Consider the following 22664-nt stretch of genomic DNA (forward strand, 5'->3'; position numbering starts at 1 on the left):
CTATCACCAGCACCCGGCGTCGGGTCGAGTTCCGAACTCCCCGACGGCGGGTGCGTACCACGCAACAACCGAACAAGCACAGGGGGTCACATCGGATGCCCGCAGTCATCGTCTTGATGGTCGTCGCCGCGCTCGGCGCTCTCGCGATCGTCGTCTATCTACTGCCCAGCCTGGACGAGCCAGTGTCACTCCACAGCGCTGTCCACATGTCCGGCGCCGAATACGCACATCAGGTGTGGCAGGACCACGCCGAATGCGTCATGGCACTCTGCCCGGCCAAGGCCGCCGCATACTGGGCGCTGGTCGACTCCGGCAAGATAGTCCCCGACGCTCGGGTCATCCGATGACCCCCCTCGGCGACGCCGAGATGTGGCGGCACCTGCATCGAAACCACCTCTCCAAGAGAGAATTTCGATCGGTCGATCAAGCGCGGTTGATCAGCAACATCCAATCCGGTCACGGTCCTACGTGTCTGCGATACCTGTCGGCATCCGCCTACATCTGCGGATCGGTAGACGGGGCCGATCATGGCGAGTGACAAAACCCCGAACCCGGAACTGCCGGTGCGAGTCCCGTTCGTCGGGCCATCGGAAGACTATCCCGGTCCGCCGCAGGAAACGGTGGCGATGTTCGCCGAAGCCATCCGCGAATGGGCGGGACCGGACGCAATCGGCTACCGGGAGTCCTTCCTCGACGGGCACGTCTACCTCGTCGGCGACGACGGGCACTCCTACACGTTCGAGGAATACGCCGACCGCCTCGGGGAACGTGCGATCGACCATGCGCGCGATTCGAACGACTGCACCAATGAACCCGGCGGCACTCGACAGCTACCTTGTCAGCGGTGATACCGGAGCGGCGCTGGTGGCATCTTCGGCCGGCGGTCGTCACCGTCGCCGGAATCTGACCAGAAGCGCCGGAAGCCGGACCCGCCTCTCGGCGGACCGGCTTCCCGATGGAGGAGAAGATCTCCGTTGGTATGGAACCGGGAGCGCACCGCACGCGTCGAATTCAGGTGTAAGGCAATGAGGTCGGTTGTCGTGGGTTGCGCCCTCCATCTTGCTCGGGAGGCTCGGGGGTGCGCCTGGCTGACGATGAAGCCCTCATTGGCGCACGCAGCAAAGTTATAGGTAGAAGCGCCAATTAGTGCACAAGATGGGGGTCGAGTTGAAGATATCGGCACTTGTAATAGCTACAGAGGCAGCAGTGGCGTCGGTCATGGGCCTGATGCCGAGTCCGGTGGCTCACGCCTCGTTCCCGTGGGGGGCTTGTGGAATCAGCTCGGCCGAGGAAAAGGTAGTCACAACCTTCGGCGAATGGAAGCTGCTGTGCGGTAATAAAGACTACGGGTATCGGCATATTCAGGCCGGTCACATGAGCGAATGGGAAGGGCTCGCCGCAATCGAGGGGCGCAACTGGCGCGACATTGCCGATATGGCAATCGCCAAGGCTCACGACGCACCCGACTGGCACGGCCCGCAGAGCGGCGGCCGGTATTGTTACACGGGGCAGATCTACCTGGTCAACCGCGTTACCGGAGCGATAGCCAAGACCGTCCAGCCCACCGTGATCGTGAGTGAGGGCGGGATAGTGATCACCGCCTTCCCTGGAGGAGGATGTCGTGGAAAAGCATGAGCCCAGTGTGGAAGAACTCACCGAGTCTGTTATTCGTGCCGGGACCGAGTCCGGATACCAGATCAGCCGCGATGACACTGGTCGGTTGCAGATCACGGCAATCGATGAATCGCCTGTGGAACCCCCCCTGACCTTCGCGGTAACCGACCAGGAACTCCACGACTACTACCTACGGCTCGCGGCGAATACCGGAAAACCGGTGGGCGCGGACTCTCCGTGGAAGACATGGATGCTCTTGATGGCGACCCACCTCGATGAAGCCGTCTACAAGGCCGGGGTCCTGGATCAGCCCTGCGTGATCACGATCGGCGAGACTGGTTTCTGGCCTGTGCCAAGGTGAGTCGGCGAGTCACCGCTGTGCGAGGGCGCTGGCGGCATCTCCGGCCGACGGTCGTCACCCTCGACGGCATCTGACGCCGGAAACGCCGGAAGCCGGCCCACCTCGCGGTGGACCGGCTTCCGGGTCGAAATAAGGTGCCCGGTGGCCGGACTCAGAAGTCCATGCCGCCCATGCCACCGGTCGGGTCGCCGGCGGGAGCGGCGGTCTTCTCCGGCTTGTCGGCGACAACGGCCTCCGTGGTCAGGAACAGGGCCGCGATCGAGGCCGCGTTCTGCAGCGCCGAACGGGTGACCTTGACCGGGTCGGCGACGCCGGCGGCCAGCAGGTCCTCGTACTCGCCCGAGTCGGCGTTCAGGCCGTGGCCCGCGGGCAGGTTGGCGACCTTCTCGGCGACCACGCCGGGCTCGAGGCCCGCGTTGAACGCGATCTGCTTCAGCGGAGCCGACAGCGCGACCTTCACGATGTTCGCGCCGGTGGCCTCGTCACCGGCCAGCTTCAGCTCCTCCAGCGCAGGCGCCGACTGCAGCAGAGCCACGCCACCACCGGCGACGATGCCCTCCTCGACAGCCGCCTTCGCGTTGCGCACGGCGTCCTCGATGCGGTGCTTGCGCTCCTTGAGCTCCACCTCGGTGGCCGCACCCGCCTTGATCACCGCGACACCGCCGGCCAGCTTGGCCAGACGCTCCTGCAGCTTCTCCCGGTCGTAGTCCGAGTCGGAGTTCTCGATCTCGGAACGGATCTGCTGCACCCGGCCCTTGATGGCCTCCGGGTCGCCCGCACCCTCGACGATCGTGGTCTCGTCCTTGGTGACGACGACCTTGCGCGCCTGACCGAGCAGCTCGATGCCCGCGCTCTCCAGCGAGAGGCCGACCTCTTCGGTGATGACCTCGCCACCGGTCAGGATGCCGATGTCGGCCAGCTGAGCCTTGCGGCGGTCACCGAAGCCGGGCGCCTTGACGGCGACGGACTTGAAGGTGCCGCGGATCTTGTTGACCACCAGGGTGGACAGGGCCTCACCCTCGACGTCCTCGGCGATGATCAGCAGCGGCTTGCCCGCCTGGATGACCTTCTCCAGCAGCGGCAGCAGGTCCTTGACAGTCGAGACCTTCGAACCGACCAGCAGGATGTACGGATCCTCAAGGACCGCTTCCTGACGCTCCGGGTCGGTGACGAAGTAACCCGAGATGTAGCCCTTGTCGAAGCGCATGCCCTCGGTGAGCTCCAGCTGGAGACCGAAGGTGTTGCTCTCCTCGACGGTGATGACGCCTTCCTTGCCGACCTTGTCCATGGCCTCGGCGATCAGCTCACCGATGGACGCGTCGCCGGCCGAGATACCGGCGGTGGCGGCGATCTGCTCCTTGGTCTCGACCTCCTTGGCGGTGTCGAGCAGCTTCGCGGTGACGGCCTCGACGGCCTTCTCGATGCCGCGCTTCAGGCCCAGCGGGTTCGCACCGGCCGCGACGTTACGCAGGCCCTCGCGCACCAGCGCCTGGGCGAGCACGGTCGCGGTGGTGGTGCCGTCGCCCGCGACGTCGTCGGTCTTCTTGGCGACTTCCTTGACCAGCTCGGCGCCGATCTTCTCGTACGGGTCCTCCAGCTCGATCTCCTTGGCGATGGACACACCATCGTTGGTGATCGTGGGAGCGCCCCACTTCTTCTCCAGGACAACGTTGCGACCCTTGGGGCCCAGCGTCACCTTGACCGCGTCGGCGAGGCTGTTCAGACCCCGCTCGAGGCCGCGGCGGGCCTCTTCGTCATACGCAATTGTCTTGGCCATGGCGTTGTTGAGATCCTCCATGTGGATGGCTGACACACAGGACGACCGCCGGTTGGGTCGTCCCAGTTACGCTGGCCAGGTTCGGTGCCCGCGACGGACGACCGAGGGTGTCTACGGAACCCGGTCTCACCGTCCCGACCTGGCACTCACAGGTCGAGAGTGCCAAAAGCATTTTTAGCACTCAGGGGTGGCGAGTGCAAGGTCCGCACCGGGTCAGGCCCGGTCGTCGACGCGAAGCACCAGCGCCACGAACGCGTCGGTGCGGCGTTCCTCCGGCGTGCGCGGCTCGCCGCCCTCCACGGTGACGAGCTCGGCGTCGTGCAGCAGCAGCTCCGCCTCCACCCGCATGATGGCGCGAATGAACGGCGGGGCGACGTCCGGCGGTAGGTCGCCGTTCACCACGTAGCTGCCGTCCGGTTGGGACTCGGTGGACACATACGAAAGCGCGCGCAGCAGATCTGCGCGCCGTTCCCCCGCTATTAGGTCGGAATCCATTTCATCCGCCATTGCTATAGCTTAGCCGCCAGCGGTTCACATCTCCGGCCGTACGATCCGCGCCACCCGGTTCGCACAGTAAAAGCCCAGTTCACGACGCCGCCGCCGCTCCCGCCCGCACCTCGCCGCCGCGCCCGCCCGTCCGCGGCGGCGTAGATTCCGAGTGGACCATGATCAACCTCAGCCCGGAAGGGGACGCGGGTGGCCGACCTGCCGTTCGAATCGCTCTACCGGCACGGCTTCGCGCGGGTGGCGGTCGCGGTCCCCCGGGTACGGGTGGCCGACCCCGCCTACAACGTGGAGCAGACCGTGGAGCTGGCCGCGCAGGCCGCGGCCGCGGGCGCCGTGCTGACGGTGTTCCCCGAGCTGGGACTGTCCGCTTACACCGCGGACGACCTGTTCCACCAGGACGCGCTGGACGCCGCGGTCGAGGCGGCGCTGGCCCGGCTCGTCGCGGCGAGCACCGACATCGACACGGTGCTCGTCGTGGGCGCCCCCGTGCGGGCCCAGCACCGGCTGTTCAACTGCGCGATCGCGATCTGCCGTGGCCTCGTGCTCGGCGTTGCCCCGAAGAGCTACCTGCCGAACTACCGGGAGTTCTACGAGAAGCGCCAGTTCGCGGCGGCGCGGGAGGCGCTGGAGGACCACGTCACCATCGCCGGGCACCGGGCGCCGTTCGGATCCGACCTGCTGTTCCGCGCGAGCAACCTGGACGACTTCGTCTTCCACCTGGAGATCTGCGAGGACGGGTGGGTGCCGTTGCCGCCCAGCGGTTTCGCCGCGCTGGCGGGAGCGACCGTGCTGGTCAACCTGTCCGCCAGCAATATCGTGATCGGCAAGGCGGACTACCGGCGGTCGCTGTGCACCTCGCATTCGGCGCGCTATCTCGCGGCCTATCTGTACTCCGCCGCGGGAACCGGCGAGTCGACCACCGATCTCGCCTGGGACGGCCAGGCGCTGATCTGCGAGAACGGCGACCTGCTCGCGGAGGGCGAGCGGTTCCGCGACGATCCCCAGGTGATCACCGCCGACCTGGACCTGCGCCGTCTCGTCGCCGACCGGCTGCGCACCACCAGCTTCGCCGACAACGTGCACGACCACCGGGACCGGCTGGCCGCGATGCGGCACATCGACGTGCGGCTGCCGGTTCCGGAGGAGCCGGTCGCGCTGGAGCGCGAGATCGAGCGCTTTCCCTACGTCCCGGCCGACCCGGCCGTGCGCAACGAGCGCTGCGCCGAGGTGCACCACATCCAGGTCGAGGGCCTGAGCACGCGCTTGCGCGCCACCGGCACGCAGCACGTGGTGATCGGGGTGTCCGGCGGCTTGGACTCCACCCAGGCGCTGATCGTGGCCGCCAAGACGATGGACCGGCTCGGCCTGCCCCGCTCGAACGTGCTGGCGTACACCATGCCCGGCTTCGCGACCAGCACCAGGACCAGGACCGACGCGCATCGGCTGATGGCCGCCCTCGGCGTCACCGCGCGCGAGATCGACATCAGCGCCTCGGCGACGCAGATGCTGCGCGACCTCGGCCACCCGGCCGCCGACGGGGCGCCGGTCTACGACATCACCTACGAGAACGTGCAGGCGGGTGAGCGCACCTCGCACCTGTTCCGGCTGGCCAACATGCATCGCGCGCTCGTGGTGGGCACCGGCGATCTCAGCGAACTCGCGCTGGGGTGGTGCACGTTCGGCGTCGGCGACCATATGGCGCACTACAGCGTGAACGCGTCGGTGCCCAAGACGCTGATCAAATACCTGATCGCCTGGGCGGTGGACACCGAGCAGTTCGGCCCCGAGGCGAACGAGGTGCTGTCGTCGATCCTGCGCACCGAGATCTCTCCGGAGCTGATCCCGCACGAGGACTCCTCCGCGCCCGCCCAGAGTTCGGAGGCCACGGTGGGCCCGTACGAACTGCAGGACTTCCACCTCTACTACCTGTTGCGTTTCGGCTACCGGCCCAGCCGCGTCGCCTACCTGGCCCGGCATGCCTGGTCGGATGCCGCGACCGGCCGCTGGCCGGACCTCGTCCCCGCCGACCAGCGCAACGCCTACGACCTCGCCACCATCAAGCATTGGCTGGGCGAGTTCCTGCTCCGCTTCGTGCAGACCAGCCAGTTCAAGCGCTCGACGCTGCCGAACGCGCCCAAGGTCGGCTCCGGCGGTTCGCTCTCCCCGCGCGGCGACTGGCGCGCGCCCAGCGACGCGTCCGCGGCAGCCTGGCTGGAGGAGCTCGCCGCCAACGTGCCGGATGCCTGACCGCCGAAGCGTCCGACGCCCCTGAAACGGCCGGGGACGCGCTGCTTATGGTGGCTGCGTGAGTGAGAAACCCGGCTGGGATGCGATCGACGAGGCGTTGCGGCCGCTGTACGGCGATATCGAGCCCTTCCATTGGGCGTCCGACCACCCGTGGTCCCTGGGCGGCTCCGACCCTCTCGACGGAATCAGCGCCTACTCCCGCACCGACCCGGTGCCGCACTGGCATTACGTCAGCTACGGGATGACCGAGCTGTACGAGAAGGAGTGGGACAACCCGGCCGAGTCCGGCTGGGGCTTCGAATTCACCTTCCGGCTGGCGCGCGGGCTCACCGACACCGAACCACCCGCCTGGCCGGCGAACTTCATGCAGAACCTCGGCCGTTACGTCTTCCAGTCCGGCAAGTGGTTCGAACCGGGACACACCATCAAGACGAACGGGCCGATCGCGGCCGACCACGCGGACTGCACCAGTCACGCCGTCTGCTTCACCACCGACCCGGAACTGGGCGCCGTCGACAGCAAGCACGGCCGCGTGCTGTTCCTGCAGATCGTCGGGCTGACCATGCCGGAGTACCGCGCGGCGCAGGGCGGGCGCGCGCTCGCGCTGCTCGCCGAGCTGGAACCGCGACTACCCCTGTACATCACCGACATTCGGCGTGAATCGCTGGTCTCCGAGCCGAAGCCACAGGCCCGCTGGCCGCGGTGGGGTGGCGGCCTGGCCGGGCGAGGGTGATCAGGCCGCTCGGGTCGAGCGCTGTTCGAGCGGCGTGATCCGGCGCGGCCCGCGGACACCGGCTCCCCGGGTGCGCAACGCCCGGCGGTGACGCGCCCGCGCGGCGTGCGCCCCACGAACCCCGTTGACGACGTTGCGGATCCGGTGACCGGCACTCGTTCGCCGGACCGCGCCGATCAGCAGCAAGGGCACCGCGAGTGCGATCCGCGCACGAGACTTCCCGCTGCCCATGCCGAATCAGGGTTTCTCGGCCGTGATGGACGCGAGCAGTTCGCCCAGGTGCGTTTCGACGCTTGCCTTGTCGACGCCGAGGTCGCTGAGCAGACCGGCGCCGTTCTCCTGCTCCAGCAGGGCGAGCAGGATGTGCTCGGTGCCGATGTAGTTGTGCCCCAGCCGAAGCGCCTCACGGAAGGTGAGTTCCAAGACCTTCTTGGCCTCCGCGCCGAACGGAACGAGCGCGGGGACGTCCCCCTCGCTCGGCGGCAGGGACGCGGCGGCCGCGGCGGAGATGACGTCGACGGCCACGCCCTGGTGGACGAGTTCGTGCACGGCGAGCCCCTCCGGTTCGGTGAGCAGGCCCAGCACCACGTGGCCGATCGAGATCTCGCGGTTGCCCGCGCTGCGCGCCGCCTCCTGCGCCGCCATCACGACCGCGCGCGCCCGCTGGGTGAAACGGGCGAAGCCCGCGTTCGGGTCCATGGCCGCCGCGGCGCCCGGTTCGGGCACTTTGGGCACGAACCGCTTCTGCGCGGCCTGCTTGGTGACGCCCATGCTGGCGCCGATGTCGGTCCAGGAGGCGCCGGAGCGGCGGGCCTGGTCCACGAAGTGGCCGATCAGGTGATCGGCCACCTCGCCGAGGTGATTGGCCACGACGACGGCGTCGGACAGCTGGTCGAGCACGTTGTCGGGACGGGCCTTCTTGATGCCATCGATCAGGTCGTCGAGGCGGAATTGTGAAGTCATGCGTCAACCATAGGTTGACGATGACGTATCGTCAACCGTTGGTTGACGTATCCTTCACGGGCGTGCCGACCAGGCCGCGCCGCGCACGATGCGCTCCTTGACCCACGCCGCCGTCCGCCCGGTCAGCACCGTCCGCGCCGGCGCGTCATCGGCGTGCACGACCTGCACGACGCCGTCCCGGCGGCCCAGGCTCAGGCACTGGAGCACATAGCGGAAGCGGAGATCCCCCGGCACGCGACCACGCATCCGGGCGACGGCGGCATCGGCCGCGTGCTTGCCGGTGGGCAGCGCTGTGGCACATGCCATACGCAGATCGCGTCCACCCGGCCCCGCCACGACGGCGGCGTCGCCCGCGGCGAAGATGTCGGGGTGCGAGGCCGATCGCAGCGTGGCGTCGGTGAGCACCCTGCCGTCGGAATCCACCGCCAGACCGGAGCGCGCGGCGAGGTCGGGCACCCGGAAACCGGTGGTCCACACTGTCGCCGCGGCCTCGACCAGGGAACCGTCGGCCAGGCGCGGGCCTTCGGGCGTCACCTCGAGCACCTTGGCTCCGGACCGGATCTCGACCCCGAGACGCTCCAGCGTCCGCTCGATGTGCGCCTGCGCCCGCGCCGACAGCCACGCGCCCGGCTCCTCCGACCCGAGCAGCAGCACCCGGGTCCCCGGCTGCGATTCGGCGAGTTCCGCCGCGAGTTCGATGCCGGTCGCCCCCGCGCCGACGATCGCCACCGGGCCGCCCGGAGCGGACAGGTCGGCCAGATCTTCTTGCGTCGCAACGCGATAGGCGTATTCGGCGACGCCGGGCACGCTCTCGACGTCGGCGACGCTGCCGAGGGCGTAGATCAGCGTGTCGTAGTCGAGGGCGGGCGCCACGTCGAGCACCACGCGCTTCGCGACCGTGTCGATCTCCGTCGCCAGGGCGCGGACGAAGCGAATCCCTTTGCTTTCCAGAACATCCCGCAGATCCCACGTGGGAGTCGCCTGTCCGGCCGCCCGCTGGTGCAGTCGCACGCGCTCGACGAACGTCGCGTGGGCGTCCACCACGGTGACCTGCGCGTCCCGCGCCGTGCGAGCCAGTCGGCGGGCCGCCGCCAGCCCCGCGTATCCGGCGCCGAGAACGACGATCCGATGCTGTCCGGTCATGATGTGGCTCCTTTCGATCGGCCAACACCCTTCAGACCGGACAGGCCCCCGATTCCTGACAGACCGGGGCCGTGAAGCCGGTCACAGCGGACGGCGACGGTCCGCCGCTGCGCCCACCACGCCATCCGACCCGCCCGCGGCTGCGAGATAGGTCAGCTTGTCCGGGTTGACGATCAGCCGCAGCGCGGTGACCACGCCGTCGGCCGCATCGATCCCCACCACGAGCAGCGGCGCGCCGTCCACCCGCGCGACCGCGGCGGGCGCGCCGTTGACCTCTTCCACGAGCAGCCGCATCCCCGGCACCTCCCAGCGCATGAGGCCCGCCAGGTACCGCGCCACGTGATTCGCGCCGTGTATCGGCCGCCGCGCCGCGTTGATCTTGCCGCCGCCGTCGGCCGTCGCGGTCACGTCGGCGGCGAGCATCCGCTCCAGGGCCGCGATGTCGCCGTCGCGCGCCGCCTTCAGGAATCGTTCGATCAGTTCGCGGGCATGGTCGGGCGGAATACCGAAGCGGGCCCGGCCTTCTCGCACGCGCCTGCTCGCCCGGCGGAAGATCTGCTGCGAGTTCGCCTCGGTGACGTCGAGCATGTCGGCGATCTCGCGGTGGGCGTATCCGAATGCCTCGCGCAGCACGAAGACCGCGCGCTCGACCGGGGCCAGCCGCTCCAGCGCGGTCAGCAGCGCGAGGGAGACCTGTTCGCGCTCTTCGACGGTCTCCAGCGGGCCGAGCTCGCCGCGCGCGGTCGGCACCGGCTCGGGCAGCCACGGCCCGACGTAGCTCTCCCGCCTGGCCCGCGCCGAAACCAGCCAGGTGCGGCACAGATTCACCAGCGCGGTGGTCAACCACGCCTCGGCGGAGCGGATACCGCCGCGGTCGGCCCCGTCCCACCGCAAATACGTCTCCTGCACCGCGTCCTCGGCCTCACCGGCCGAGCCGAGCATTCGATAGGCGAGCGCGAACAACCGCGGTCGATGCCCCTCGAATTCCCGCAATGCGTCCGGCTCCATACGCACCCTTCCTCCACCCGCCCGACGGATATGACCGTACCGCTCGCAGCGGAGGGCGCGAGGGCGCCGGTGCGCCGATCCGACGACCCGACCCGACGACACGGCGCGGCAGCCGCCGGTCCGGAAGCCGCCGCGAGAGCTTCGCGCTAGAGCTCCGCGCTCGGCGGGTGACCACCGTTCTGGCGTTGCTTCGCCCCAGGTCGGCGCAGCCGCAGACGCGCGGAGCCACGAATCGCCGGACGCGGAAGGGCCGGACGGCGGATGGCCGGACGGCGGATGGCGGGCAGCCGCCGGTCCGCACGTCGCTGCGCACGCCGCTCGGCGGGTTTGTGTGTCCAAGTCTCCGGACGCGCGGCCACCCAGCGCTGGGAATGCCAGGCGAACGGGATGTGGCCCAGGTACAGCGCGACCAGCACCAGCAGCAGCACGATCGGATAGGTGACCAGCGCGGCCGCGGCCAGCGCGACCAGCACCAGCAGCCCGGCCGCCGCCTGCGGCGCGACCGACACCGATTTCATCGCCAGCGTCGGAATGGTGCTGACGGCCAGCGCGGCCGCGAACACCGTCCACGCCGCCACCTCGTAGAAGCCGACCCACCAGCCGTCGCCGAACTGCACGAACAACGCCACCGGCACCATCGCGATGAGGGCGGCGGCCGGGGCGGGCACACCCACGAAGTACTCCCGGGCCCAGTCCGGCCGGGTGTCGTCGTCCATCAGGGTGTTGAACCTGGCCAGCCGTAGCACGAGGCTGACCGCGAACAACAGGGCGACGATCCAGCCCACGCTGTTGCTGCTGAGCAGGGTCACGTACAGGACCAGCGCCGGGGCGACGCCGAAGGAGATGGCATCCGACAGCGAGTCCAGTTCGGCGCCCATCTTCGTGGTGGCGTCGAGCATCCTGGCCAGTCTGCCGTCGAGGGTGTCCAGCACGGCCGCCGCGCCGATCATGGCCAGCGCGATGCCGAGTTGGCCGTCGAGGCCGAATTTCACCGCCGACAGCCCGGAGCACAGCGCCAGGATGGTCACGATGCTGGGCAGCAGCCGGATGCTCCGCCGCCTGCGCCGTTGGGTGGGTACCGCCGCTTCCATCAGGCGTCAGCGGGTGAGCCGAGCACGGCGAGCACGGTCTCGCCGCCGATGGTGCGCTGGCCCGGCTGTACGAGCAGTTCGGTGCCCGCCGGGAAATAGGTGTCGACCCGCGAGCCGAAGCGGATCAGGCCGTAGGTGTCGGCGATGGTCAGCACGTCGCCGACCTGGGCGTCGCAGACGATCCGGCGCGCGAGCAGCCCGGCGATCTGCACCACCACGACCTGGCTGCCGTCCGGGGTCTCCAGCAGCATGCTGTTGCGCTCGTTGACCGAACTCGCCTCCGGCAGGTCCGCGGAACGGAATTGGCCGGGCTGGTGCTGCACCGCGCGCACGATGCCGGAAACCGGCGTGCGCTGCACGTGGACGTCCAGGACGGACAGGAAGATGCTGACCCGCGGCAGCGGCGCGTCACCGAGACCCAGTTCGGCGGGGGGAGCGGCGGAATCGACCAAGGCGATCTCGCCGTCGGCCGGGGCGACGACGACGCCGGGCCGGTTGGGCGGCACGCGATGCGGGTGGCGGAAGAAGGTCGCGCAGGCCGCCGCGGCGAACAATCCCGTGCGCCGCACCCATTTGCGCTTGCCGCCTACGACGGCGACCGCCAAGGGCGCGGCGACGAACGGGAGCCCGGCGGGATGCAACGGAGGGATCGCGTTGCGGACCAGGTCGACGACGTGGCCGACTCCGGTGCGTTCAGGCGTGCCGGGCGGGGTGGGACGGCGGGCCACAGGCTCCTCTTTCGTGCTCGATGCAAACGGTTCGCGCCTCTTCAACGATAGGACGGGCGCAAGCGTTCACACCTTACGGGAAAGGAGCCCGTGGCACGCGAGGTCACGACCTGACTCGGGCCCCCGTGACCAGTCGAACCAGGAACAGCAGGATCACCGCGCCGCCGAGGCAGGTGAAGAAGCTGAACCAGAGGCCGCCGCCCTCGACGTCGACGCCGAGCAGCTTCAGCAGGAACCCACCGAGCAGACCGCCGACTATGCCGACGACGATATTGAGCAGGATGCCCTGTTGGGCGTCCGTCTTCATGATCTTGCTGGCGATCCATCCGGCAAGACCGCCGATGATGATCCATCCGATAATCCCGAGACCGAGCATTGTGTCCTCGCATCCTAGTTGGGCCACGCCTCGTACAGCAGTGGCGTGCGTGGACGTGATACCCACCGATTGTCGGAATACGCGCGGCAGATGAGCGACTTTCAAGCTAATATGAGGAAGCCTCATGTCTATCCGCTGATGGGCAGTGGCTGATGAGGGACCGATTTCGATGCTTCGGGGAAACCCGGCGGCGCCGCCGCAGGTACATAGGAGACGCAGATGGCTGCTCGAATCGCCCAGACCACCGGAGCTGAGCACACGGCGATCCTCGGGCTCGGCGTTTACCGCCCTGCTCGCGTGGTCACCAACGACGAGGTGGCGGGTCCGATCAACTCGAGTGACGAGTGGATCAGGACCAGGTCGGGCATCAAGACCCGGCGGTTCGCCGACGATTCCGAAACGATTCAGAGCATGAGCGTCGCCGCCGCGCGTGGCGCGCTGGAATCGTCCGGCATCGCCGTCGACCAAGTCGATTGCGTGATCGTTGCTACATCCACCCATCTGTTGCTGACGCCGGCCGCCGCGCCGCGCATCGCCACCGAACTGGGCATGAACGGCTCCGCCGCGTTCGACGTCTCGGCCGGCTGCGCGGGCTTCTGCCACTCGATCGCGCTGGCGTCGGACCTGGTCCGGGCCGGTACCGCCCACCATGTCCTCGTGATCGGCGTGGAGAAACTGACCAACACGGTCAACCCGACCGATCGCTCCACCGCCTTCCTCTTCGCCGACGGCGCAGGCGCGGTGATCGTCGGCCCCTCCGACGAGCCGGGCATCGGACCCACCGTCTGGGGCTCCGACGGCACCCAGCACCACGCCATCCGCCAGGACAAGGACTGGATGGAGTACTTCCACGAGATCGACGAGAAGGGCTTGGACGCGGTGCGGCCCTACCTGGCCATGGAGGGCACCGCCGTATTCCGGTGGGCCGCGCACTCGCTGGAGAAGGTGTGCCGCGACGCCATCGACCGCGCGGGCCTGTCCCCCGAAGACCTGGACGCGATGATCCCGCACCAGGCCAACGGCCGGATCATCGAGATCATGGCGCGGGTGCTGAAGCTGCCCGAGCACTGCGCGCTCGCCAACGACATCGAGGAAGCGGGCAACACCTCGGCCGCCTCGATCCCGCTGGCCATGGAGGCGCTGCTGCGCAAGGGCGAGTCGAAGCCGGGCGACACGGCGTTGCTCATCGCGTTCGGCGCGGGCCTGTCCTACGCGGCTCAGGTCGTGAACCTGCCCAACTGGAAGTAATCCGCCCGGAGAACACCGTTGCGCGCGGTCGTTCGCCGCGGTGCTGAGCACGACTTCCCGTGCCACCACCGCGTCGAACGCGCGTGCCGCGAACCGGGCTCAGACGCCCGCTTCGACTGCCGTCTTGATGTTGCCGAGCGTCTCGTTCATGCCCCGCACCAGCGCCTCCTCGAACGGCAGCTCGCCGCCGAGCGCGGCATCGATCGCCCGGCGGGAGAACCAGGTCGTGCCGTTGGGCACGTCCCGCCGTTCGATGAGCCGGGTGCCGGACTCGGTGGGCTCCAAGGTGTAGCTCCACACCGTCCGGTTCTCGTTGACCCGGAAGGCGAACGCCCGGTTCGGCTCGAACCGCACGATACGGGCGGTGGTCGGCCAGAACTTCTTGCCGTCACGATTGAGATTGAGCGTCCAGGTACCCGCCTTCAGCGAGCCGAGCGCCACCATGCGCACGCACTGCGGGCTGAACTCCGGCATCCGCCGCAGATCGGAGACCACCGCCCAGACCCGCTCCGGAGGTGCGGAGATGTCGATGCTGGCTTCGAGATTTTTCGGCAACGCTGCCTCCGAGATCGAGCGACGGACCGACGGTCATCCGTCCGACCGCGCGGTGGAACGAGTCGCGCACATCTTAGACGGGAAGACAGTTGCGTCACATTTCCGCTACTCGTACACCGGCCGCTGTAATGATCGGCGCACAATAACAGATAGATCAAGCACAGACACTGCCTCCAACATTTCGGCGTCCCAACGTGAGGTGATCGGCCGTGAAACTGCGCTCCCTGCTACATCGGCGACCGGCGGACCGGGTTCCGCTACTTCCCGCCATCGAGCCCGAGGACGGGCGAATAACGCGCGGCACGTCGGTATTCCCGCGGCACGCCCGTTCGGCCGCGCAGGAAGAACGCCTGGAGCGTCTGCTCACCCCGAGTGAGCTGGATCTCGTCCTGCGTCATCGGCTCTGAGCCCTGCGCGAACGCCCACGACAGACGGCCCCGCGAGGCTCCATACTCGTCAGGTGACTTCACCCGCTGCTACGAAACCGGCCATCCTGAGCGTCGACGACGACCCGGGAGTCTCCCGGGCGGTCGTGCGCGACCTGCGGCGCCGTTACGGCGCCGACTACCGGATTCTGCGCGCGGAATCGGGAGCCCAGGCGCTCGACGCGTTGCGCGAGATGAAGCTGCGCGGGCAACCCGTCGCGGTCTTGATCGCCGACTACCGGATGCCGGGCATGGACGGCATCGAATTCCTGGAGCAGGCGATGGACCTGCATCCCTACGCACGCCGCGTGCTGCTGACCGCCTACGCCGACACCAACGCCGCGATCGACGCGATCAACGTCGTCGACCTGGACCACTACCTGCTCAAACCGTGGGACCCGCCGGAGGAGAAGCTCTACCCGGTGCTGGACGGGCTGCTGGACGCCTGGCGCAGCAGCGAGCATCGGCCCGTCACCGAGACCAAGGTGATCGGCAATCGGTGGTCGCCGCGGTCCTCGCAGCTGCGCGAATTCCTCGCGCGCAACCAGCTGCCTTACCGGTGGTACCTGGCCGACGAGCCCGAGGGCGCGCGGTTGCTGGAGGCGGCGGGGGCCGACCCCGACCGCTGTCCGGTGGTGATCACCTCCGCGGGCGAGGCGCTCGTGCAGCCCTCCGACAGCGAACTGGCCCAGAACGTGGGCCTGACCGTCGATCCGGCGGGCGAGTTCTACGACCTGATCGTGGTCGGCGGCGGTCCCGCCGGTCTGGGCGCGGCGGTCTACGGCGCGTCCGAGGGGCTGCGCACCGTGCTGGTCGAGCGGACGGCCACCGGCGGGCAGGCGGGACAGAGTTCGCGCATCGAGAACTATCTCGGTTTTCCCGACGGCCTGTCCGGCGCGCAGCTGGCCGACCGGGCCCGGCGGCAGGCGGCGAAGTTCGGCGCCGAGGTGATCACCACGCGCGAGGTGGTCGGGCTGGAGGTCAACGGGTCCGCGCGCACCGTGCGGTTCGCCGACGGCGGCCGCCTGTGCGCGCACACCGTGATCATCGCGACCGGCGTCGACTACCGCCGCCACCCGGCGCCGGGCGTCGACGACTTCACCGGGCGCGGCGTCTACTACGGTTCGGCCATGACCGAGGCGTCGGAGTGCGCCGATCACGAGGTCTACATCGTGGGCGGCGCGAACTCCGCGGGCCAGGCCGCGGTGTTCCTGTCCCGCAACGCGCGCACCGTGCACTTGGTGGTCCGGGCGGATTCGCTGGAACAGTCGATGTCGCATTACCTCATCCAGCAGATCGGGCAGATCCCGAACATCGAGGTGCACACCAACACCGAGGTGGTCGCCGTCGACGGTGACGACCACCTGCAACAGATCGTGCTGCGCGACAACCGGACGGGCGCCGAGGAGAAGGCCGACGCGGAGCGGCTGTTCCTGTTCATCGGCGCGGCGCCGCAGACCGATTGGCTCGACGGCGTGGTCACCCGGGACAGCGCCGGCTACGTGCTCGCCGGGCCGGACCTGATGGTCGACGGCGCGCGCCCCTCCGGCTGGGAACTGTCCCGGCCACCGCATCATCTCGAGACCAGCGTGCCCGGGGTGTTCGTGGCGGGCGACGTGCACGCCGAATCCGCCAAGCGCGTCGCCTCCGCCGTGGGCGAGGGCGCCATGGCCGTCATGCTCGTGCACCGCTACCTCGCGTAACCAGGAGACCGCAGATGACTTCCAACCAGACCGCGGACCGCAGCAGCCGGTCGGTGTGCGATCCCGCCGAACTGCGCAGCCTGTTCCTGTTCGAGAAGCTGAACGACGAGCAGCTGGAGTGGCTGTGCGCCGACGGGCGGATCGAGACCATCGAACCGGGCGTGGTCTTCCGCGAGGGCGATCCGGCCACCTGCTTCTACGTGCTGATGGACGGCGAGGTGGTGCTCACCAAGCAGTCCGGCGGCACGGAGATCGAACTGGTGCGCACCGAGCATCGCGGCGCCTACGCGGGCGCCTGGATGTCCTACATCGGCGACAAGGTCGAGCAGACCTACAACGGGACGATGCAGGTGACACGTCCGTCGCGGTTCTACGTGCTGGACGCCGACGTCTTCGCCCGGATGATGCGCGAGTGGTTCCCGATGGCCGTGCACCTGCTCGAAGGCGTGTTCTTCGGCAATCGCAACACCAACGCGCGCATCGGCGAGCGGGAACGGCTGCTGGCGCTCGGTTCGCTGTCGGCGGGCCTCACCCACGAGTTGAACAACCCGGCCGCCGCCGCGGTGCGCGCCACCTCGGGCCTGCGCGAGCGGGTCGCGGGCATGCGGCACAAGCTCGCCATGATGGCGGAAGGCAAGTTCGATCCGTCGTCGTTGGGCGCGTTGGTGCGCCTGCAGGAGGAGGCGGCCGCCCAGGTCGCGAAAGCGCCGGAACTCACGCCGCTGGAGGCCGCCGACCGCGAGGATCTGCTCGGGGAATGGCTCGAGGAGCACGGGATCGGCGACGGATGGAACCTCGCGCCGAACTTCGTGCAGGCCGGATTCGACACCGACTGGCTGGAACGGGTGGCCGCCACCCTGGAGGGCTCGCCGGAACAGGTGTTCCAAGGGGCCATCCGCTGGCTGAACTACACCATCGAGACCGAGCTGCTGATGAACGAGATCGCCGACTCGACGACCCGCATCTCCTCGCTGGTCGGGGCGGCGAAGCAGTACTCGCAGATGGACCGTGCGCCGTTCCAGGTGGTCGACATCCACGAGCTGCTGGACAGCACGCTGGTGATGCTCAGCCGCAAGATCGGCGACGGCGTGCGCGTGGTCAAGGAGTACGACCGTACGCTGCCGCAGGTGCCGTGCTTCGCGGCCGAACTCAACCAGGTGTGGACCAACCTGATCGACAACGCGGTGTACGCGATGAGCGGCGAGGGTACGCTGACCATCCGCACCAGGCACGAGAACGACTGCGCGGTCGTGGAGATCGGCGACACCGGGCCGGGCATCGCACCGGAGGCCCGTAACCGGATCTTCGAACCGTTCTTCACCACCAAGCCGATGGGCGAGGGCACCGGCCTCGGGCTGGACATCTCGTTCCGCATCGTGGTCAACAAACACAGCGGCGACATCCGGGTGGACTCCGAGCCGGGCGACACCAAGTTCACCGTCTGGCTGCCGCTGCACCGCCCCGACCAGGAGCCTGTCGCCGCCACCGACACGGAAGGGTTGTCATGACCGAGCAACTCGCGGGCATCGACCCCGCGGTACCACCGAGCGGCCCCGGTTGCCAGGAGTGCGAGCAGAACGCCGGCTGGTGGGTGCATCTGCGCCGCTGCGCCCAGTGCGGGCACGTCGGCTGCTGCGACACCTCGCCCGCGCAGCACGCCACCGCGCACGCCGAGAGCACCGGTCATCCGTTCATCCAGAGCTTCGAACCGGGCGAGGACTGGTTCTACAACTTCGAGACCGGGGAGATGTACAGCGGCGGACCGGAATTGGCGCCACCGCGCAGTCACCCGGTGGACCAAGGCGTGCCCGGCCCGCGTGAACGGGTGCCTGCGGATTGGCAGGCACACATCCACTGAACCCGGGAGAACCGGTACGCTGCTGCGGACGCCGGGCCTCCGGCACCACGATCCACCCGGGGAAAGCACGGTATGAAACGAACATCCGCCATCGTCCTGATCGCCGGGACGGTGGGTTTCCTGCTGGCAGGCTGCGGCGGAGGGGACGAGTCCACCGACGCGAACGGATTGCGCAAGGGTTCGACCGGCGTGACCACGTCCGCCTCGGCCGAGCGCACCACGACCGCTCCCGGCACCGCGGCGCCGAGCACCCCGGCGGACCCCGACGCCCCGGCCACGACGAAACAACGCGACTCCGCACTCGGTCCCGCGTCCAGCACCACCTGCGGCGAGTTCCGGAAGCTCGACAGCGACCAGGAGAAAGCGCTGATCGAGCAGATCCTGGCGGAGAACCCGGGTGGCCGGTTCGACGGCAGCCCGAACGTCGCGCTGGGCACGGCCAAGCTGGTGTGCCTGTCGCCGAGCGTCGCCGACACCTCGGTCGCGGTCGCGACCGGAATCACGAAGAAATAACCGGCGGTTCGTCGTCCTCGGCTGCTTCCGGGACGACGAACCGTGACCGAGGGCGGGCCCGCGCGGCAGAATGGCACAGTGGCAGAACTGGCACTCACCGCCCGCCTGAATCCTTCGGCCGCCGACGCCCGGCGCGGGGTGGTCCGGCTGCATCCGGAAGCGCTGACCGCGCTGGGGTTGCGCGAATGGGACGGGATCATGCTGGTCGGCTCCCGGCGCACGGCCGCGGTCGTCGGTGTAGCCCATCCGGACACGCCCGCCGGAGTCGCCCTGCTCGACGACGTCACGCTGTCCAACGCCGGGCTGCGCGAGGATGCGACCGTGGTGATCTCTCCCGCGGTCGTCTACGGCGCGAAGCAGATCACGGTGAGCGGCTCGGTGCACGCCACCCGGACGATTCCGGCCGCGACGCTGCGGCAGGCGCTGCTCGGGAAGGTCGTCACGGTCGGTGACGCGGTCTCCCTGCTGCCGCGCGACCTCGGCCCCGACATCAGTTCCACGGCCGCCACCCAGGCACTGTCGCGCACCTTCGGCATCGCCTGGACCACGGAGTTGCTCACCGTCACCGGCACCGATCCGCGCGGCCCGGTGAGCGTGCAGCCGAACACCGCCGTGGCGTGGGGCGCGGGCGCGGTCGCCGCGCAAGACGCCCCGGCCTCGGCGGTGGCGTCGCTCGCGGCGGGCGAGGCGCCCCTCGGCGTCGCGGCGACCCGCACCACGCCGCCCGGCGAGACACCGAGCATCTCGGTCGAAGACCTGGCGGGTGCGCGCAGCCAGGCCGCGAAGCTCACCGAATGGCTCAGCCTCGCCCTCGACGAACCCGAATTGCTGCGCACGCTGGGTGCACGACCGCACCTCGGTGTGCTGATCACCGGCCCGGCCGGCGTCGGCAAGGCAGCGCTGGCCCGCGCGGTCGCCGCGCCGCGCCGCGTGGTGGAACTGGACGGCCCCACCATCGGGGCGGCCGAGAGCGGTGCGCGACTGCGCGAGGTCGCCGAGGCGGTGGCCGACATCGGCTGCGGCAAGGGCGGCGTCCTGCTGATCACCGATATCGACGCGCTGCTGCCCGCCGACGCCGAGCCGGTCGCCACGCTCATCCTGGACCAGTTGCGCGCCGCGATCGCCGAACCCTGCGTCGCGTTCCTGGCGACCACGGCGCACCCCGCCGGGATCGACCAGCGCCTGCGGGCGCCGGACCTGTGCGACCGCGAACTCGCGCTGCCGCTGCCCACCGCCGCCGTCCGCAAGGCCCTGCTGGAACAGCTGCTGCGCCGGGTGCCGACCGCGGAGCTGAAACTCGACGAGATCGCGGCGCGCACCCCCGGGTTCGTGGTCTCCGACCTGGCGGCGCTGTGCCGCGAGGCTGCGCTGCGCGCGGCATCGCGGGCCAGGGAGAACGGTGAGCCACAGCTCACCCAGCCCGACCTGCTCGGCGCGCTCGAGGTCATCCGGCCGCTGTCGCGGTCGGGCATGGAGGAACTCGCCATCGGCAGCCTGAGTCTCGACGACGTCGGCGACATGGCGGACACCAAACAGGCGCTCACCGAGGCGGTGCTGTGGCCGTTGCGTCACCCCGACTCCTTCGCCCGCCTCGGCATCGAGCCGCCGCGCGGGGTGCTGCTCTACGGCCCGCCCGGCTGCGGCAAGACGTTCCTGGTGCGGGCGCTGGCCGGCAGCGGTCAGCTCAGCGTGCACGCGGTCAAGGGCGCGGAGCTGCTGGACCGGTGGGTCGGCTCGTCGGAGCGCGCGGTACGCGAATTGTTCCAGCGCGCCCGCGATTCCGCGCCGTCGCTGGTCTTCCTGGACGAGGTGGACGCCTTGGCGCCGCGCCGCGGGCAGAGCGCCGACGCGGGTGTCGGCGACCGAGTGGTCGCGGCGCTGCTCACCGAACTCGACGGTGTGGAGCCGCTGCGCGATGTGGTGGTGCTGGGCGCGACCAACCGTCCGGAGCTGATCGATCCGGCGCTGCTGCGCCCGGGCAGGCTCGAACGGCTCGTCTTCGTGCCGCCGCCGGACGCCGCCGCCCGGCGGGAGATCCTGCGCACCGCGGGCCGCGCGGTGCCGCTGGCCGACGACGTCGACCTCGACGCGCTCGCGGACGACCTGGAGGGCTATTCCGCCGCCGACTGCGCGGCGCTGCTGCGCGAGTCCGCCCTCGCGGCGATGCGGCGGGACATGCACGCCGCCGATGTCACCGGGGCCGACGTGCTGGCCGCCCAAGCGGTGGTACGGCCGTCGCTGGACCCGGCTCAGATCGACACGCTGCGCCGGTACGCGGAAAGCCGCGGGTAGGCGGCCTCACTCAGCCAATGTGCGGCAAATTGGCTTATGCCGCATATTTCGCACCCGAGACATTTTCGGGCGAATCGTCGGCAATCACAAGATCGCGCCCGCGCCCCGGGTATGTTCGACAACCGTGCGCAGGGTCGGCGACATTGTCGACGCGATCACGGCCTTCACGGGAGCCGCGGTCGCGGGCGTCACGCTGTTCCTGCCGGTCAGCGTCAGCACCAAAGGCCAGTCCACCTCGTACCGGATCGCCGGGCTGCTCAACAGCGTGCCGCGCAGCGCCGCGCTCGGCGTGATCGTCGCCGTCGCGATCGCCGTGCTGGTGGCGACCACCAAGCGGCCGTTGACCGGCTGGGCGACGGCGACGGCCGCGGCCCTCGCCCAGTTGCTCAACCACTTCGCCGGCCGCCGTGGGCCCACGGCGGAGATGCTGACCACGCAGAACTACATCGACTCCATCTGTGCCGCGGTGTTGCTCGGCGGGTTGGGCGCGGTGGCGCTGCGCCGCCCGCTGCCCGGCGCGGCGTTCGCGATAGGCGGCGTCGGGTTCTTCGGCTTCGGCGATCTCGCGGGCCTGCTGAATATCAACGCGGATCCGTACGCGGTCCTGGAGACGCCGACGCGCTGGATGATCGGCGCGGCCCTGACGCTGCTGGTGATCAGCACCTTGCACAACTGGAGGCGCACCGACGAGCCGAAGACGCCGGGGATGGCGATCGCGCTGCCGGTGACGCCGATCCTCGCCGCCATGGTGCTCGCGCTGGTGGTGCTGGCCGGCACCGAATGGCTGGGCCGCCAGTACAGCAAACTGCCCGCCGAGAGTCACGGGGTCGAGATCGCCATCGTCGTCGCGGCAACGCTCGTCAGCGCGACCGCGGCGGCCATGCTGCTACCCGGCCGCGACGGCACCGGCATGTACCTGGCCGTGAGCCTCACCGCGGCGGTCGACGCCGTGGGTTACGCGGTCCGGCCCGGCTGGACCTCCGCGGTGCTAATCGCGCTGACCGCGGCCGGACTGGCCGTCGGCGCCCGCATGCCGTCGACCGCGCTGGCCATCCTGCTCCTCGCGGGCATCTCGGTCTTCGCCCTCGTCACCTCGACGTCGGCGAGCACCGTCGCCTTCGCCGTGATCAGTGGGGTCATCGCGTTGACCGCGGGCTACTGCTGCGGCACGGTGCGACCGCACTACGCGCCCAGCGGTGTGCTCGCGCTCGCCGCGCTCTACCTTCCCTCGGCGGTGTCGGTGATGCCGGACAGGGTCAAGGACTGGCGCGAAGAGGTGGAGGTGCACGACGCGACGCCCGGCCGGACCGCGCTGGCCATCGTCGTCGGGAGCGCTCTCGGGCTCGTCATGTTGCGTAAATTGCGGCCGCGCAGCAAGGCGCAACCGAATGGGCAGCCGGAAAGCGAATCATTAGCGGACATATAGCAGGGGTCCGCGCGGATGGCGTACGCCATACGCGCCCCTTCCGCGAGAAAGGCACCCTTTCCGTAGGCTTGTCCCGAACACCCCGCCGCCCCTACT

The 22664-nt window shown here is 69.4% G+C and carries 24 protein-coding genes; 14 read left to right on the top strand and 10 right to left on the bottom strand.

Annotated elements, in window-relative coordinates; translation table 11 throughout:
• The first annotated feature begins 95 nt into the window (after positions 1 to 95).
• The 4 genes from QMG86_RS29210 to QMG86_RS29225 all read left to right on the top strand — a co-directional run bounded on the left by QMG86_RS29210 (position 96) and on the right by QMG86_RS29225 (position 1975).
• A complete protein-coding gene (locus QMG86_RS29210) occupies positions 96 to 347 on the top strand; it encodes a hypothetical protein (protein ID WP_281875982.1) in 252 nt (83 codons plus the stop codon).
• 180 nt (positions 348 to 527) lie between these two features.
• Positions 528 to 848 (top strand): hypothetical protein, encoded by a 321-nt coding sequence (locus tag QMG86_RS29215; RefSeq protein ID WP_281875983.1) that lies wholly within the window; start codon positions 528 to 530, stop codon positions 846 to 848.
• Between the two features lie 358 nt (positions 849 to 1206).
• Positions 1207 to 1635: a hypothetical protein gene (locus QMG86_RS29220; RefSeq protein ID WP_281875985.1), complete on the top strand. Its 429-nt coding sequence runs from the start codon at positions 1207 to 1209 to the stop codon at positions 1633 to 1635.
• Positions 1622 to 1975 carry a hypothetical protein gene (locus QMG86_RS29225; protein WP_281875986.1) on the top strand — a complete coding sequence of 118 codons (354 nt, stop codon included), beginning with the start codon at positions 1622 to 1624 and terminating at the stop codon, positions 1973 to 1975. Before QMG86_RS29220 ends, QMG86_RS29225 begins: the two co-directional genes overlap by 14 nt.
• A 151-nt stretch (positions 1976 to 2126) precedes the next feature.
• On the opposite strand, the gene groL is transcribed toward QMG86_RS29225, so the two are convergent.
• A complete protein-coding gene (gene groL, locus QMG86_RS29230; protein WP_281875987.1) occupies positions 2127 to 3752 on the bottom strand; it encodes a chaperonin GroEL in 1626 nt (541 codons plus the stop codon).
• Positions 3753 to 3965: 213 nt separating this feature from the next.
• Positions 3966 to 4259, bottom strand: a complete 294-nt coding sequence (locus QMG86_RS29235) for a hypothetical protein (RefSeq protein ID WP_281875988.1) — start codon at positions 4257 to 4259, stop codon at positions 3966 to 3968.
• A gap of 189 nt (positions 4260 to 4448) precedes the next feature.
• Here QMG86_RS29235 and QMG86_RS29240 point away from each other — a divergent pair, with 189 nt between their 5' ends.
• Together QMG86_RS29240 and QMG86_RS29245 are read left to right on the top strand one after the other, a co-directional pair.
• Positions 4449 to 6506, top strand: coding sequence for an NAD(+) synthase (locus QMG86_RS29240; RefSeq protein ID WP_281875990.1), 2058 nt, complete (start codon positions 4449 to 4451; stop codon positions 6504 to 6506).
• Between the two features lie 58 nt (positions 6507 to 6564).
• Positions 6565 to 7239 (top strand): suppressor of fused domain protein, encoded by a 675-nt coding sequence (locus QMG86_RS29245; RefSeq protein WP_281875992.1) that lies wholly within the window; start codon positions 6565 to 6567, stop codon positions 7237 to 7239.
• Here QMG86_RS29245 and QMG86_RS29250 read toward each other — a convergent pair whose 3' ends face one another.
• From QMG86_RS29250 to QMG86_RS29280, 7 genes are all read right to left on the bottom strand, one after another.
• On the bottom strand, positions 7240 to 7470 hold the full coding sequence (locus QMG86_RS29250) for a hypothetical protein (RefSeq protein ID WP_281875993.1): 231 nt from the start codon (positions 7468 to 7470) through the stop codon (positions 7240 to 7242).
• A 6-nt stretch (positions 7471 to 7476) separates the two neighbouring features.
• Positions 7477 to 8202 carry a Clp protease N-terminal domain-containing protein gene (locus tag QMG86_RS29255; RefSeq protein WP_281875994.1) on the bottom strand — a complete coding sequence of 242 codons (726 nt, stop codon included), beginning with the start codon at positions 8200 to 8202 and terminating at the stop codon, positions 7477 to 7479.
• A 54-nt stretch (positions 8203 to 8256) separates the two neighbouring features.
• A complete protein-coding gene (locus QMG86_RS29260) occupies positions 8257 to 9345 on the bottom strand; it encodes an NAD(P)/FAD-dependent oxidoreductase (RefSeq protein WP_281875995.1) in 1089 nt (362 codons plus the stop codon).
• Between the two features lie 81 nt (positions 9346 to 9426).
• Positions 9427 to 10353, bottom strand: a complete 927-nt coding sequence (locus QMG86_RS29265) for an RNA polymerase sigma-70 factor (protein ID WP_281875996.1) — start codon at positions 10351 to 10353, stop codon at positions 9427 to 9429.
• A 146-nt stretch (positions 10354 to 10499) separates the two neighbouring features.
• Entirely contained in the window at positions 10500 to 11444 is a 945-nt protein-coding gene (locus QMG86_RS29270; RefSeq protein ID WP_281875997.1) for a CDP-alcohol phosphatidyltransferase family protein, read from the bottom strand.
• Positions 11444 to 12172, bottom strand: a complete 729-nt coding sequence (locus QMG86_RS29275) for a phosphatidylserine decarboxylase (protein WP_281875998.1) — start codon at positions 12170 to 12172, stop codon at positions 11444 to 11446. The genes QMG86_RS29270 and QMG86_RS29275 overlap by 1 nt, the downstream gene beginning before the upstream one ends.
• Positions 12173 to 12275: 103 nt before the next feature.
• A complete protein-coding gene (locus QMG86_RS29280) occupies positions 12276 to 12548 on the bottom strand; it encodes a GlsB/YeaQ/YmgE family stress response membrane protein (protein ID WP_063016203.1) in 273 nt (90 codons plus the stop codon).
• A 219-nt stretch (positions 12549 to 12767) separates the two neighbouring features.
• Between QMG86_RS29280 and QMG86_RS29285 the strand changes: the two genes are divergently transcribed.
• A complete protein-coding gene (locus QMG86_RS29285) occupies positions 12768 to 13796 on the top strand; it encodes a beta-ketoacyl-ACP synthase III (protein WP_281875999.1) in 1029 nt (342 codons plus the stop codon).
• Positions 13797 to 13895: 99 nt separating this feature from the next.
• Here the strand turns inward: QMG86_RS29285 and QMG86_RS29290 are convergent, their stop codons facing one another.
• Positions 13896 to 14351, bottom strand: coding sequence for an SRPBCC family protein (locus QMG86_RS29290; protein ID WP_281876001.1), 456 nt, complete (start codon positions 14349 to 14351; stop codon positions 13896 to 13898).
• Positions 14352 to 14560: 209 nt separating this feature from the next.
• Between QMG86_RS29290 and QMG86_RS29295 the strand changes: the two genes are divergently transcribed.
• The 7 genes from QMG86_RS29295 (at position 14561) to QMG86_RS29325 (ending at position 22568) form a co-directional block, all read left to right on the top strand.
• Complete coding sequence (locus QMG86_RS29295) at positions 14561 to 14758, top strand: hypothetical protein (protein ID WP_281876002.1); 198 nt, start codon at positions 14561 to 14563, stop codon at positions 14756 to 14758.
• Positions 14759 to 14811: 53 nt separating this feature from the next.
• Positions 14812 to 16479 carry an NAD(P)/FAD-dependent oxidoreductase gene (locus QMG86_RS29300; RefSeq protein WP_281876003.1) on the top strand — a complete coding sequence of 556 codons (1668 nt, stop codon included), beginning with the start codon at positions 14812 to 14814 and terminating at the stop codon, positions 16477 to 16479.
• A 14-nt stretch (positions 16480 to 16493) separates the two neighbouring features.
• Positions 16494 to 17987: an ATP-binding protein gene (locus QMG86_RS29305; RefSeq protein ID WP_281876004.1), complete on the top strand. Its 1494-nt coding sequence runs from the start codon at positions 16494 to 16496 to the stop codon at positions 17985 to 17987.
• Complete coding sequence (locus QMG86_RS29310) at positions 17984 to 18337, top strand: UBP-type zinc finger domain-containing protein (RefSeq protein ID WP_281876005.1); 354 nt, start codon at positions 17984 to 17986, stop codon at positions 18335 to 18337. The genes QMG86_RS29305 and QMG86_RS29310 overlap by 4 nt, the downstream gene beginning before the upstream one ends.
• Positions 18338 to 18409: 72 nt before the next feature.
• Complete coding sequence (locus tag QMG86_RS29315; protein ID WP_281876006.1) at positions 18410 to 18850, top strand: hypothetical protein; 441 nt, start codon at positions 18410 to 18412, stop codon at positions 18848 to 18850.
• Positions 18851 to 18928: 78 nt separating this feature from the next.
• On the top strand, positions 18929 to 21142 hold the full coding sequence (locus QMG86_RS29320) for an AAA family ATPase (protein WP_281876007.1): 2214 nt from the start codon (positions 18929 to 18931) through the stop codon (positions 21140 to 21142).
• Positions 21143 to 21266: 124 nt separating this feature from the next.
• Positions 21267 to 22568: a hypothetical protein gene (locus tag QMG86_RS29325; RefSeq protein WP_281876008.1), complete on the top strand. Its 1302-nt coding sequence runs from the start codon at positions 21267 to 21269 to the stop codon at positions 22566 to 22568.
• Positions 22569 to 22664 lie beyond the last annotated feature (96 nt).

Source organism: Nocardia sputorum (assembly GCF_027924405.1).
In the GTDB taxonomy this organism is placed as follows: Bacteria; Actinomycetota; Actinomycetes; order Mycobacteriales; family Mycobacteriaceae; genus Nocardia; species Nocardia sputorum.

Excerpts from the sequence above, each read along its gene's own strand:
- QMG86_RS29305 (WP_281876004.1), top strand. The coding sequence starts at position 16,494 with ATGACTTCCAACCAGACCGCGGACCGCAGCAGCCGGTCGGTGTGCGAT.
- QMG86_RS29265 (WP_281875996.1), bottom strand. The coding sequence starts at position 10,353 with ATGGAGCCGGACGCATTGCGGGAATTCGAGGGGCATCGACCGCGGTTG.
- QMG86_RS29270 (WP_281875997.1), bottom strand. The coding sequence starts at position 11,444 with ATGGAAGCGGCGGTACCCACCCAACGGCGCAGGCGGCGGAGCATCCGG.
- QMG86_RS29250 (WP_281875993.1), bottom strand. The coding sequence starts at position 7,470 with ATGGGCAGCGGGAAGTCTCGTGCGCGGATCGCACTCGCGGTGCCCTTG.
- QMG86_RS29210 (WP_281875982.1), top strand. The coding sequence starts at position 96 with ATGCCCGCAGTCATCGTCTTGATGGTCGTCGCCGCGCTCGGCGCTCTC.
- QMG86_RS29285 (WP_281875999.1), top strand. The coding sequence starts at position 12,768 with ATGGCTGCTCGAATCGCCCAGACCACCGGAGCTGAGCACACGGCGATC.
- QMG86_RS29280 (WP_063016203.1), bottom strand. The coding sequence starts at position 12,548 with ATGCTCGGTCTCGGGATTATCGGATGGATCATCATCGGCGGTCTTGCC.
- QMG86_RS29235 (WP_281875988.1), bottom strand. The coding sequence starts at position 4,259 with ATGGCGGATGAAATGGATTCCGACCTAATAGCGGGGGAACGGCGCGCA.
- QMG86_RS29310 (WP_281876005.1), top strand. The coding sequence starts at position 17,984 with ATGACCGAGCAACTCGCGGGCATCGACCCCGCGGTACCACCGAGCGGC.
- QMG86_RS29260 (WP_281875995.1), bottom strand. The coding sequence starts at position 9,345 with ATGACCGGACAGCATCGGATCGTCGTTCTCGGCGCCGGATACGCGGGG.
- groL (WP_281875987.1), bottom strand. The coding sequence starts at position 3,752 with ATGGCCAAGACAATTGCGTATGACGAAGAGGCCCGCCGCGGCCTCGAG.
- QMG86_RS29315 (WP_281876006.1), top strand. The coding sequence starts at position 18,410 with ATGAAACGAACATCCGCCATCGTCCTGATCGCCGGGACGGTGGGTTTC.
- QMG86_RS29215 (WP_281875983.1), top strand. The coding sequence starts at position 528 with ATGGCGAGTGACAAAACCCCGAACCCGGAACTGCCGGTGCGAGTCCCG.
- QMG86_RS29255 (WP_281875994.1), bottom strand. The coding sequence starts at position 8,202 with ATGACTTCACAATTCCGCCTCGACGACCTGATCGATGGCATCAAGAAG.